General features: G+C 54.7%; 13 protein-coding genes and 1 pseudogene. 5 read left to right on the top strand and 9 right to left on the bottom strand.

What is annotated here, in order from left to right; translation table 11 throughout:
- Window positions 1-8: 8 nt before the first annotated feature.
- The 3 genes from gcvT to gcvPB are packed head-to-tail and all read left to right on the top strand — an operon-like array spanning window position 9 to window position 4,028.
- Complete coding sequence (gene gcvT / locus U9M73_RS07430) at window positions 9-1,139, top strand: glycine cleavage system aminomethyltransferase GcvT (protein ID WP_260070811.1); 1,131 nt, start codon at window positions 9-11, stop codon at window positions 1,137-1,139.
- A gap of 19 nt (window positions 1,140-1,158) precedes the next feature.
- Entirely contained in the window at window positions 1,159-2,523 is a 1,365-nt protein-coding gene (gcvPA, locus tag U9M73_RS07435; RefSeq protein ID WP_323076693.1) for an aminomethyl-transferring glycine dehydrogenase subunit GcvPA, read from the top strand.
- Entirely contained in the window at window positions 2,511-4,028 is a 1,518-nt protein-coding gene (gene gcvPB, locus U9M73_RS07440) for an aminomethyl-transferring glycine dehydrogenase subunit GcvPB (RefSeq protein ID WP_323076694.1), read from the top strand. The genes gcvPA and gcvPB overlap by 13 nt, the downstream gene beginning before the upstream one ends.
- Window positions 4,029-4,090: 62 nt before the next feature.
- Here the strand turns inward: gcvPB and U9M73_RS07445 are convergent, their stop codons facing one another.
- The 7 genes and pseudogenes from U9M73_RS07445 to U9M73_RS07475 all read right to left on the bottom strand — a co-directional run bounded on the left by U9M73_RS07445 (window position 4,091) and on the right by U9M73_RS07475 (window position 8,384).
- Entirely contained in the window at window positions 4,091-4,945 is an 855-nt protein-coding gene (locus tag U9M73_RS07445) for an undecaprenyl-diphosphate phosphatase (RefSeq protein WP_009225905.1), read from the bottom strand.
- 15 nt (window positions 4,946-4,960) lie between these two features.
- Complete coding sequence (locus U9M73_RS07450; protein ID WP_323076695.1) at window positions 4,961-5,596, bottom strand: DedA family protein; 636 nt, start codon at window positions 5,594-5,596, stop codon at window positions 4,961-4,963.
- 17 nt (window positions 5,597-5,613) lie between these two features.
- Window positions 5,614-5,796, bottom strand: coding sequence for an ABC transporter permease (locus U9M73_RS07455; protein ID WP_397376608.1), 183 nt, complete (start codon window positions 5,794-5,796; stop codon window positions 5,614-5,616).
- Between the two features lie 246 nt (window positions 5,797-6,042).
- A pseudogene (locus U9M73_RS07460) lies at window positions 6,043-6,228 on the bottom strand (response regulator); the annotation flags it as partial.
- A gap of 117 nt (window positions 6,229-6,345) precedes the next feature.
- Complete coding sequence (locus U9M73_RS07465; RefSeq protein WP_009225901.1) at window positions 6,346-7,437, bottom strand: membrane protein; 1,092 nt, start codon at window positions 7,435-7,437, stop codon at window positions 6,346-6,348.
- 45 nt (window positions 7,438-7,482) lie between these two features.
- Complete coding sequence (locus tag U9M73_RS07470) at window positions 7,483-7,923, bottom strand: hypothetical protein (protein ID WP_323076696.1); 441 nt, start codon at window positions 7,921-7,923, stop codon at window positions 7,483-7,485.
- Window positions 7,920-8,384, bottom strand: coding sequence for an RNA polymerase sigma factor (locus U9M73_RS07475; protein WP_036645861.1), 465 nt, complete (start codon window positions 8,382-8,384; stop codon window positions 7,920-7,922). Before U9M73_RS07475 ends, U9M73_RS07470 begins: the two co-directional genes overlap by 4 nt.
- 430 nt (window positions 8,385-8,814) lie before the next feature.
- Between U9M73_RS07475 and U9M73_RS07480 the strand changes: the two genes are divergently transcribed.
- Both U9M73_RS07480 and U9M73_RS07485 read left to right on the top strand, forming a co-directional pair.
- Complete coding sequence (locus U9M73_RS07480; protein ID WP_009225898.1) at window positions 8,815-9,975, top strand: asparaginase; 1,161 nt, start codon at window positions 8,815-8,817, stop codon at window positions 9,973-9,975.
- Between the two features lie 118 nt (window positions 9,976-10,093).
- Window positions 10,094-10,462: a DUF423 domain-containing protein gene (locus tag U9M73_RS07485; RefSeq protein WP_323076697.1), complete on the top strand. Its 369-nt coding sequence runs from the start codon at window positions 10,094-10,096 to the stop codon at window positions 10,460-10,462.
- Window positions 10,463-10,521: 59 nt separating this feature from the next.
- Here the strand turns inward: U9M73_RS07485 and U9M73_RS07490 are convergent, their stop codons facing one another.
- On the bottom strand, window positions 10,522-11,214 hold the full coding sequence (locus U9M73_RS07490; protein ID WP_323076699.1) for a DnaD domain-containing protein: 693 nt from the start codon (window positions 11,212-11,214) through the stop codon (window positions 10,522-10,524).
- Window positions 11,215-11,240: 26 nt separating this feature from the next.
- Window positions 11,241-12,536, bottom strand: a complete 1,296-nt coding sequence (gene asnS / locus U9M73_RS07495) for an asparagine--tRNA ligase (RefSeq protein ID WP_009226965.1) — start codon at window positions 12,534-12,536, stop codon at window positions 11,241-11,243.
- Window positions 12,537-12,553: the final 17 nt, after the last annotated feature.

Raw genomic sequence — 12,553 nt, forward strand, 5'->3', positions numbered from 1 at the left:
TGATGGCAATGTCCGAATCCGCATTGCGGCGTACGCCGCTCTATCCCGGATATGCGCGTTATGAAGGAGTCCGCTGTATCGATTTCGGCGGTTGGGAGCTGCCGGTGCAGTTCAGCGGCATCCAGAAAGAGCACGAAGCCGTGCGCGAGCGCGCCGGTCTGTTTGACGTATCGCATATGGGCGAATTTTTCGTGGAGGGCCCTGAGTCGGAACGCTTTTTGCAACACATGACAACCAACGACGTGACTCTGCTTCAGCCGGGGAAAGCCCAATACACCTTGCTCTGCTATCCCGATGGCGGCGTGGTGGACGATCTGTTGATCTATCAACTGGATGAAGGCAAGTACATGCTGGTGGTCAACGCCTCGAATATTGAAAAAGACTGGGACTGGCTGCAGCAGCACCTTCCTGCTGAAGGTGTAACCATGCGGAACGCATCCGACGAGACGGCGTTGCTTGCCGTTCAAGGGCCGCTGGCCGCCTCCCTCCTCTCCCCTCTTAGCGAAGGGGAGGATCCAGGGGCCTTGCGTCCGTTCACATTTATCCGGGAAGCGCGGATTGCCGGCATACCTGCCTTGCTGTCCAGAACCGGGTATACCGGCGAGGACGGATTTGAGTTGTATGTAGCAGCCGAGCAAGCGCAAGCGCTTTGGGACATACTGATGGAGGCCGGGGAGAGCCATGGCCTTCTCCCGGCCGGGCTGGGCGCTAGAGATACGCTGCGCTTCGAAGCTTGCCTGCCTCTGTACGGCCAGGAATTGGGACCTGAGATCACCCCGCTCGAAGCGGGCTTAAACCGATTCGTGAAGCTGGAGCAAGGCGACTTCATCGGCCGCGATGCATTGATCAAACAACGGGATGAAGGCATCCCTCGCCGCCTCGTCGGCCTGGAGATGATCGATCGCGGGATTCCGCGTACGCATTACCCGGTGTTTGCCGAAGGCTCTGAGGAACCGATCGGAGAAGTCACGACAGGCACGCAATCGCCTACCCTGAAAAAAAACCTCGGGATGGCGATCCTCACCAACCGCTATACCAAACCCGGCACGATTGTGGAGGTCGACATCCGCGGCAAGCGGCTGAAGGCCAAGGTCGTCCCGCTGCCGTTCTATCGCCGAAACCCTGCCGCCAAGCGGTGAAAGGAGAACACGAAATCAGATGCTAAAACATCGTTATTTGCCGTTAACCGAACAAGACCAAGCGGAAATGCTGCAAACGATCGGCGCAAGCTCCGTCCAAGAGCTGTTCAAGGACATTCCGGAGAGCATTCGCATTCAAGGTGAACTCCCGGTATCCCCTCGTTTAGACGAATACGCGCTGACCCGCCACTTAGCAGAACTTGCCGGTCGTAATGCCGACACCGACCGATTCACCAGCTTTCTTGGTGCCGGGATTTATGACCATCACATTCCTTCCGTCATTCAGCACGTCGTGTCCCGTTCGGAATTTTATACCGCGTACACGCCGTATCAGCCGGAAATTAGCCAAGGCGAGCTGCAGGCGATTTTCGAATTCCAGTCGTACATCTGCGAGCTGACCGGACTGAAGGTCGCCAATGCCAGCATGTACGACGGAGCTACCGCTTTAGCCGAAGCCGGCAACCTGGCCGCGGCTGCCACCAGACGCAAACAGCTTGTCGTCTCCCGCACCGTCCATCCGGAAGCACGCGAGGTGCTCGCCACCTACGCTCACGGTCTGAATCTGGAGATCGTTGAGGTTGGCTGGGAGCAAGGCGTAATTGATCGTGAGGCGCTTGCTGCGGCCGTCACCAAGGACACCGCTGCCGTCTTGATCCAGAACCCGAACTTCTTTGGCTCCCTGGAGGATCTTCGTGCCATCGGCGAACTGGCCCATGCCCAAGGGAGCTTGCTGATCGTCAGCAGTAATCCGCTCGCACTTGGCTTGCTGGAAGCGCCGGGCAAGCTTGGAGCCGACATCGTCGTTGGCGACGCCCAGCCGCTGGGGCTGGCTCCTTCCTTCGGCGGACCAACCTGCGGTTTCTTCGCCGTATCGGAAGCGCATATGCGCCGGATCCCCGGCCGGATCGTCGGGCAGACCACCGATCGCAACGGCAAGCGCGGGTTCGTCTTGACACTGCAAGCCCGTGAGCAGCATATCCGCCGCGAGAAAGCAACCTCCAACATCTGCTCCAACCAGGCCCTGCTTGCCTTGGCTGCCTCTGTCTACTTATCCGTGATGGGCAAGCAAGGAATGGCCGAAGTTGCGGAGCTGAATTTGCAGAAAAGCCATTATGCCAAACAGGTGTTCACCGCCATCCCTGGCGTAAGCGCCGCTTTTGAGTCGCCGTTCTTCAACGAGTTTGTGCTTCGGCTGCCGGAGGGCACCGACCCGGCTCAGTTGCAGCGGGATCTGCTTAACGCCGGGTTTATCGGCGGGTACGATCTGGGACGCAGCTATCCCGAACTCGCCGGCCATCTGCTGATCGCCGTGACGGAGAAGCGCAGCAAAGCAGAAATTGACCAATTCGCCCGCGTACTGGAGGAATCAATATGCTCGAAATAAAAGAGACGACGAAATCCGATGAACTGTTGATTTTTGAGCGCAGCCGCCCTGGGCGGATCGGCTATTCTCTGCCGGAATGCGACGTTCCGACCGTCCCGAAGGAAGATCTCGTGCCGCAGGGCATGCTGCGGAGCGAAGGCCTCGCTTTTCCCGAAGTTTACGAGGTGGACGTGATTCGGCATTATACCGCGTTGTCCCGCCGGAATTTCGGGGTGGACAACGGCTTTTATCCGCTGGGCTCCTGTACGATGAAGTACAATCCGAAGGTCAATGAGGACGTCGCGCGTTACCCCGGTTTGGCGAAAATCCATCCTTACCAGCCGGAGGAAAGCGTACAAGGGGCACTCGAGCTGATGTACCGCCTGCAGCAGGATTTGGCCGGACTCACCGGCATGGACGCGGTGACGCTGCAGCCGGCGGCTGGAGCCCATGGTGAATGGACCGGCTTGATGATGATCCGCGCCTACCACGAAAGCCGCGGCGAGAAACGCACCAAGGTGATCGTGCCGGACTCTTCGCACGGCACGAACCCGGCCAGCGCCTCGGTCGCCGGCTTCGAGACGGTGACCATCCCTTCCACCAAGCGCGGCATGGTGGACCTGGACGCGCTGCGCGCTGCCGTTGGCGAGGACACGGCTGCGCTGATGCTCACCAACCCGAACACGCTGGGCTTGTTCGAGGAACAGATCCTGGAGATCGCCGACATCGTGCACGAAGCCGGCGGATTGCTGTATTATGACGGCGCGAACTCCAACGCCATCATGGGGATCGCCCGCCCCGGCGACATGGGCTTTGACGTGGTGCACCTCAACCTGCACAAAACGATGAGCACCCCGCATGGCGGCGGAGGTCCGGGCGCCGGTCCAGTTGGCGTCAAGGAGCGGCTGATTCCGTTTCTGCCTGAACCGAGGATCGTCAAAGACGAATCCGGACGGTATACCATCCGCGGCGCACGTTCCGAAGAGGCAGCAGGTGGCGCCACGAGCGGATCGGCCAGCTCGATTGGCCGGGTGAAAGCTTTTTACGGCAACTTTGGTATCCTCGTCCGCGCGTATGCGTACATCCGCAGCTTAGGTCCCGATGGACTCCGCCAAGTCTCGGAAAATGCCGTGTTAAACGCCAACTATATGATGAAGCGTTTAGCGCCTTATTACGAGCTGCCGTACCCGGATCAACTGTGCAAGCACGAATTCGTGATGTCCGGCAGCGGGCTGGCGAAATACGGCATCCGCACGCTGGACGTCGCCAAGCGGCTGCTGGATTTCGGCTATCATCCGCCAACCATCTACTTCCCGCTGAACGTAGAGGAATGCATTATGATTGAGCCGACGGAAACCGAAAGCAAGGAAACGCTGGACGGCTTTATCGACGTCATGATCGCCATCGCGAAGGAAGCCGAAACGAATCCGGAAATGCTGCGGAGCGCCCCGCACACCACCCCGGTGACGCGCCTGGACGAAACCGGCGCCGCCCGGAAGCCGGTGCTGAACTGTGCTTGCGGCTAAGCCCAAACAAACATAAAAGAGATGCTGCTAGATGGCAGCATCTCTTGTTTTTTGCATACAACTTAGAAATAAACAACCCAGATCACAAGCGCCAGCAAAATGCGGTACACCGCAAACGGCACCAGCTTGATGCGGTCGATCAGCTTCAGGAAAAACCGGATCGCCAACAACGCAAACACGAAGGCGCTGATAAAACCGACTACAAAGAACGGCAGCGCATCGATCGTAAAGTATTCCAGGTTCTTCACCAGTGAAATCAAGCTGGCCCCGGCCATGATGGGAACAGCCATGATAAAGGTGAAATCGGCCGCCGCCCGGTGGCTCAAACCAAGCAGCACCCCGCCGGAAATCGTCGAACCCGAACGGGAGAAGCCCGGCCAGATCGACAGACATTGGAACAACCCGATCCCCAGCGCCTGCCTGTACGTAATTTGGTCGACGGTCTCCACGCTTGCGCGCTTTGGCGCGAACCGGTCGGCGGCGATCATCAGCAGCGCCCCAATCACCAGTCCAATCAACACCGTTGCGGTGGAAAACAGGTGCTCATCGATAAAATCCTCAAACAACACGCCAAGAATTCCGGCAGGAATCAACCCAACAATCACCTGCATCAGCTTCAACCGTGGTCCGCCCTGTCCGGCTGTTGCTGCCCCTTTGGCCCTCCCCGGCATCCAGCGCGACAGCCCCAGCAAATCGATAAATCGGTTGCGGAACACGACCAGGACGGCTAAAATCGAGCCGAGTTGAATCACGACTTTAAACGTGTTCGCCACATACTTTGAACCGAGCAACTCCCCGGTTTTCAGCCACATATCATCCACAATGATCATATGCCCTGTGGAGGACACCGGCGCAAACTCCGTGAGTCCCTCCACCAGGCCAAGAATAATCGCTTTTATGAGTTCCAACAAGTTCATTTCCTAGGTTTCTCCTTATCTCTCTATTTTGATGTTGCCGCTTTGCTCCTTTTTTCTCCGGCGCAGCCAGAGAAAGCCCACCAACAGCACACCTAAAGCAATAACCGCATAGGCGATGTGGGAATACACGTCCATAAAGGCGACGATTTCTGACCAGGAACCCCCTACCGCTGCACCAAGCAAGACAAGCGCCACGTTCCAAATGAGCGTCCCGATCGTGGTGAACAGCAAGAACAGGCCAAATTTCATTTTCGACATGCCGGCAGGGATGGAGATCAAGCTGCGAATCAGCGGGACCATCCGGCAGAACAGCACCGTCCGATAGCCATACCGATCAAACCAGGCATCCGCGCGGCGGACGTCTTCTTTTTTCAGGCGCAAGAACCTGCCGTAACGATCGATCCACCCTTCCAATCGGTCAACGTTCACCAGATATCCGATCCCGTACAGGATCACGGCGCCAAACACCGAACCCAGCGTCGAGAAGACGATAACCCCTGCCGGCGTTAAGCTCGTATAGGTGGTCATAAATCCGCCAAATGTTAAGATCACCTCTGACGGAATCGGGGGAAATACGTTTTCCAGGGCAATCAGCAGGAAGACGCCAAAATAGCCAAACCTCTCCATAAAGTCTGTAATCCAGTTCTCCACGTTGTACCTCCAGTATTTTAGCGAATCGCTTTTTTGACGTTGCGTAAGTATCGGGACCGAATAAAGAAGAAGTAGACCACTTGCACCAGCAAAAAGCTAGCCAAGATCAACACCGTCTGCCAAGCGACAGAGAAGTTAAACAAGTTTTGCATGGCCTTAAACGCAAACAGGCTATGAATAATGGCCAGCGCCATCGGCACGAAGAACAACAGTCCCGCCTGGCGGGAAATGATCCGCGCAAGTTCGCCAGACCGCGGGTGATCTCCGGAGCATCCACGTAAAACCCGGTGAACCGGTCCATACGCACCCCTCCGCCCTCCTCCGCCGAAGCCGCCATGCGCCGTTCCAACAAGGCATCACTGACCACCAGCCCGGAGAACGAACCCTCCCGATCGCCGGCGGTGATCGTTAGATTCTCGGGGATGGCGACATGCTGTGTAACGCCGATCTCGCGGACCTTCAGCTGCCATCACCTGGTCCATCTTCCCTTCACGTGCCGACAAGAACACGATTGGACAGGTCGATAAGTTGCGGATCTGGCGACACCAATAGTAGCCGTCGTATTTCGGCAGGTTGACATCCAGCAGCTCTACTAGCGGCTTGTCGTCTTCCGCAATATAGATTTTGAACATAACGTTTCTCCTTATTCTAGCAATCCCACTCCCAGCATTGTAGCAAATATCGCCCCCAGAAATAAAATAGAGAGGCTTAGCCGTGAAGCTGTCACCTCTCATATCGTCATCTAAGTGTTAGATTTCCTCGTCGCTCCAAAGCATATTCCGCCGTTTCGGCCGGGCGAGCAGTTTGATTCCCCCGCCGATCAGCAGGACGGCGACGATCGTGGGCCGGAGGTATTTTTCAATTCGAGAATAGATGTGAAGCTCAGGGAAATGGGTATCCAGTATCGGAACGATCAGTTCCATCCCAACGAAATAGATTCCTAGCAGAATAAGCGCAATGCCAAGCCAATGCTGGTATTCGCCGCGGGTTTCCATGAGCGGCCGATCCTCCATCGGCAAGATACCGTACCGGCTCGTCTGCTGCAGGCCGTCAAAGAAGCAATAGAACCAGATGATCGGGATGATGAATAAAAACACCGATAACCGCAGCACGTCAATGACGTAAAAGCTGCCCAGAAACAGGGCCATCATCTGCAGGCCGCGTTTCTGCAGCCCGAGGTACATTTGACCTGCCCCAGGAAATGCAGACAGCATCGTCGCCAGCACCTTGCTGCGCCGCCCCTCAATTCGGCCGGCCTCCCAATCGTCAAAGGGGGTTCGGTCAACAAGCGGCTCCCCCGCCAATTTTCGGTGCACCAGCTGCACTGCGTCGAACATGCTGTACAGCCAAATGATCGGCAACAAACCAAGGAACAGTAAAAATACCGATTCATGCGTAATTCCAGTCACAAAGAACATCATCGTGATCAAGCCGAAAAAGGCGATCAAAAATGAAAGCCCCCGCTGCATGAGTCCCAGCTGAAAATGGCCCAAGCCTGGCACAAACGACAGCAGAATGGTAAAGAATTTCTCCGACTCTCTTCCTTCGCCGGTCATCTGCCGAACATGCTCCCGGTAAGCCCGTTCCTCCGGCGTTTCTCGAAGCATGATGATCAGTAGATCAAACATCGAGAACAGCCATAAGATGGCGGCGGCGATCAGCGTGAGTATGGCGAGGTCATCGCTATGCGCGGCGATTGAAACGGCGAATCCAAAAAATATCCCGCCGAAGAACAGGATCGGGTACGTGATTCCCCTTCCTTTTTTGCCCCAGTAGAGATGCCCCACACCGGGGATGAAGTTTAACAGTAAAGCTAGCAGTCGATTTCGCTCATACGGCATATGTTCTCTTCCTTTCCTCTATCATTCCTATGAAATATTGATTTGTTATCGTTGCCAGCCGTCAAGCCAGCCGGTTGTCGCCTTCATCATCCGTTCGCTCAGGGAGGATGAATTCGGACGATTCATCAGTTGATTGCTCGTTACCGCGATATGATCGAAAACACCGCTGCCAAGCAGCAACGCTGTCAATGTCGCCGCAATCACATAGTGCAGCAGCGGATGGCGACTCCAGGTTCTGCGGCTGCTGGTTCGCGCCTTAATCTCCCTTGCATGCGGAAGCTGCTCTATGATCGATTGCCGATAGGCTTCTTCATCCTTTGGTCCCGGAAGCTCGCTTTCCAAGGAGGATAGTGCAGCAGCATAATCGGTAAAGGCCGCCTCATCCCCTTGCAGCAAGGCTTCCAAGCGCGACTCCGTGTTCGCATCCAGTTCGCCGCATATATAACTGCGCCATAACGCCAAATTCTCTGGGTTTTGTTGGCTCATCCCCAATCCTCCCTTGACCAGTGCTCGCGAATATAGGCCCTTGCCCGGTACAGCTTCGATTCCACCGTTTTCACCGCCACTCCTAACTCTGCGGCGATTTGCTCATGACTTTTGCCTTCCAGGTAAAATTTCGTGACGATCTGGCGATGCCCCGCCGGAAGCGCAGCAATTCTTTGACGGACCTCCACCGTCCGCTCGGCATCGATTAACCCAAACAAGTTGCCTTCATCCGAATCCGTTGCGTGCAGGTCCAGATCCGCCGGGTCCCAATGCTCTTCCTTGCGCCGGTCCCTCTTCCGCTTGATGTCGATCGACTTGTTGACGGCGATCCGGGTCATCCAGGTCTTGAGACCTTGAGAGCGATACTCCGGGAGAGATTTATAGATTTGCAGGAAGGTTTCCTGCGCAGCATCCTCTGCTTCCTTCGCATCATGTAGCACCGAATAGGCTACCCGGTACACATAGGTCCCATATTCCTGGACCAGCCACGGAAAGACGCTGCGATCTCCCTGCTGAAATCTTAGAACAAACGATCTTTCATCAATAACTCTCCCCTCCTCCCAACATATTGACGACGGTTGTCCGCCCTGCCCCTGCACACTATTTGAAAAAACGTTTGAACCCGCAAAAGTGCTACAAACTACCGAAAATGAAATCAATGTCATAAAATATTACATTGAATTTGGATATTTTAAATATTTTAAAACAACTGTCGTGATCAACATAGAAAGTGTAAATGCTTGATATTCATAGGTTTAAGCGTTTTATTCGCCTTTCAACTCGTTTGTCAATATACATGACATCAAACTATAATTTCTCTCAAGTTAACGAATTTTGCGTCAGGTTTAATTACATATCGTTAACTAAAAAAACATCTTGGAGGTTGATGGAATGAAGAAGTGGACATCTCGAAGTTTGAAGACCTTATTAGTCACCGGCCTCGCCGTGACCGCACTGCTCCCCAATTTATATCTCTCTCCAGCTTCTGCAGCCGAAACGGTTACAGGTACCGTTACCGCGACCGAAGTTGTAAAGAAGCTGCCGAAAGTACAGGTCATCGCCACCGGCGGCACGCTTGCCGGGCAATCCACGGATGAAACGAGCTTCCAAACCTATCGAGCCGGCTCGCTGCCGATTGCCGATCTGGTAGCCTCCCTCCCAAATAAAGATCAAATCGCTGAAGTTTCTACTTATCAATTCGGTAACTCTGGTTCCAGCGCCTATACGATCGAGCAATTATATGATCTTTCTTTGAAAGTAGATGAAGCACTCAAAACGCAAGATGGGGTAGTGGTTACAACCGGTACGGATACGATGGAAGAAATCGCCTACTTCCTAGATCTGACCGTACGCAGTCCAAAACCGGTCGTTGTCACAGGTTCTATGCGGCCTTGGACAGTGATCGGGACGGATGCTCCAGCCAACCTCTATAATGCGATTAAGTTGGCGGCGAGCGGCAAGACGAAATATTTCGGCACCGTCGTCATGCTGAACGACGAATTCCATGCCGCCCGCGAAGTTACGAAAACGAACTCCTACCGTACCGATACGTTCGTGACTCCGGAAATTGGGGCTCTTGGATATATCGACGAAAAAACAATCCGCGTTTACCGCGCACCATTCCGCGCTCTGAAATCCGCTGCAGATTGGGCAACTCCGTTTGATCTGAGCAAAATCAGCAAAAAGGACTTGGCGAAGGTCGAAATCGCCTACTCCTATCAAGATGCAGGTGCAGGTGCGATCAGCGGATTTGTCGCCAATGGAGCCAAAGGCATCGTTACGGCTGGCACCGGGGCAGGCGGCATCTCGAAGGCCATGACCGAGGAGCGTAAAGCCGCCATCGAGAAAGGCGTCGTGTTCGTTACGACGACCCGGACCGGCTCGGGCAGCAACTATTCCAGCGGTGAAGGTATTATCGCCGGCGACAACCTGAATGCGGCTCATGCCCGAATTCTCCTGCTCTTGTGCTTGTCCTTCTCCAATGACTTCGATACGGTCAAGGATTGGTTCACCACGGTTGGGTACGGCCAAATTGAGCTTCCGGCCAAATAAGGAGGGCTACCTCCATAAAACAAGCTGCGCGTTCACTATGAACACGCTGCTTGTTTTTTCGCCCGATTGACGAGCTTGTGGGGAATCGGTAAGATTTGGGTGGAGGTGTTGATCCAAAATGACTTTACTGCTTACTTTGGGCGGAATCATGATGTTTCTCGCGGTTGCGCTGGGGGCTTTCGGCGCACACGCCCTCAAAAACCGCTTAACCGAAGATCGGCAAAAAACGTATCAAACCGGCATCCAATACCATATCGCCCACGGAATCGGGTTAATTCTGCTGGGTCTTACCGCAGCACAGCTCGAGAGCGGAGGTCTAATCGTCCTCGCCGGTTGGCTCCTGCTTGTCGGGATCATTCTGTTCTCCGGCAGTTTGTATGCCTTGAGCTTGACCGGCATCCGCAAGCTGGGCGCCATCACGCCCCTAGGCGGTGTTAGTTTCCTCGCGGGCTGGGTAATCTTTGTCATCGCTGTGATTCAGGGCTAAAAGATCCCCACAAAAAAGAGTGCCCTCTCCTCTTGGAGAAGGCACTCTATTACTTCGCCCTATGATCGCAACCCTCCGCGGAAGCGTTGCGTATAAGCTTTGACGTCCTCCGCTGTACGCACGCGGTTGCGGCTCCATTCCAGCAATATCCGGTCAATGTACCGGAAATGGACCTTTCCGGCGAATACCGCTTCCTTCAGCGCCAAACGGATCAGTTCTTCCGGATAACGGTCCTGGTCCACCCAGCTGGAAATCGTCTCGCATTCCATCGGCGAAAGCGGACGGGCAAATTCTTTTTCGAAGATGACAAATAGATTCCGTTCCGGCTCCTCACGAACTTCAGGATCGGATTTTACCGGCTTGTGGCCGGACGCGGCCGGTTGCTGCGCAGCCAGCCACTCGCCCAACCGCTCGTACATTCCGTACAAATTATAATGCTCCGAATGGATGCCGGTTGCTTCATCAACCGTCTCGTCGATGCTGATCCAGCCTTCCTTCAATAAACCGCGAATGACCGGGGCAAGCGTTCCGGGTGCCATGTCCATCCGTGATTCCAGCTGTTCAATCGACGGGAAATCGTTACGCTCGATTTGCTGGAAAGCCAGTAGCTGGATCAGCAACATCGCTTCCGTATCGCTTAAACGGAGCTTCCGGTAATGGGCGAGCAGCGGGTAAGGGACGTTCACCATCCCCGCCTCCATCCCAAAAGCCATTCCCTTCGCCCAAGCGTTGTTGCCTTCTTTCATGGCCATAGCAAGCTCACCTTTCACTAGTTGCCTTATGGATACAACCGGTACAGCATCCGCGGGAACGGAATCGTCTCACGTACGTGATCCAGACCGCAGATCCAAGCAACGGTCCGCTCCAATCCGAGGCCGAAGCCGGAATGCGGCACCGAGCCGTATTTACGCAGGTCCAGGTACCATTGGTACGTTTCCGGCGACAGGTTATGCTCCTTGAAGCGTTCCTCCATCAGAACCGGATCGTCGATCCGTTGCGAGCCGCCGATAATTTCCCCATAGCCTTCCGGAGCAATCATATCGGCGCACAGCACGACCTCCGGACGATTCGGATCCGGCTTCATATAGAACGCCTTGATTCCCGCCGGATAATGGGTGATAAATACCGGCTTGTCGTAACGTTCGGCAATCGCCGTTTCATGCGGCGCCCCGAAATCCTCACCCCAAGGAATATCAAAGCCTTGCGAATGCAGGTATTCGATCGCTTCGTCATACGTGATCCGCGGGAACGGCGCTTGGATTGCTTCCAGCTTGGACACGTCGCGGCCTACCGCTTCCAGCTCAGCCCGGCAGTTTTTCAATACCGATTGCACCACATGAGTGATGAAGTTCTCCTGAATCTTCAAGCTTTCCTCATGATCCGTGAAGGCCATTTCCGGCTCGATCATCCAGAACTCGATTAAATGGCGGCGCGTCTTGGATTTCTCAGCACGGAACGTCGGTCCGAAGGAGTACACTTTCCCTAACGCCATCGCAGCAGCTTCCATGTAGAGCTGGCCGCTTTGCGTCAGATAGGCGTCTTCGTCAAAATATTTCGTATGGAACAGGTTCGTGGTTCCTTCCGCTGAAGTTGGCGTGAGGATTGGCGGATCCACCAAAGTAAACCCGTTTTGATCGAAAAACTCTTGCACGGCGCGAATAATTTCAGCCCGAATGACCATAATCGCCCGCTGCTTCGAGGAACGAAGCCACAGATGACGATGGTCCATCAAGAAATCGACCCCGTGTTCTTTAGGCGTAATCGGATAGTTTTCGGTCAATTGGATGATTTCAATGTCGGAAACCGTCATTTCATAACCGGACTTGCTTCGCGGCTCCTCACGAATCACACCCGTTACGTACATCGAGGATTCCTGGGTCAAGCTCTTCGCCTTGTTCCAAGTTTCCTCGGACACTTCGTTCTTTACAACAACGGCTTGGATGTAACCCGTGCCATCCCGAAGCTGCAAAAATTGAATTTTACCGCTGGAGCGTTTGTTATTGAGCCAGCTGCCGATGACGACCTGTTCCCCGACATGCTCATTCACTTGACGAATCACAGTTTTGACCGCCATGCTTATATCTCTCCTCT

The organism is Paenibacillus phoenicis, assembly GCF_034718895.1.
Classification (GTDB): domain Bacteria; phylum Bacillota; class Bacilli; order Paenibacillales; family Paenibacillaceae; genus Fontibacillus; species Fontibacillus phoenicis.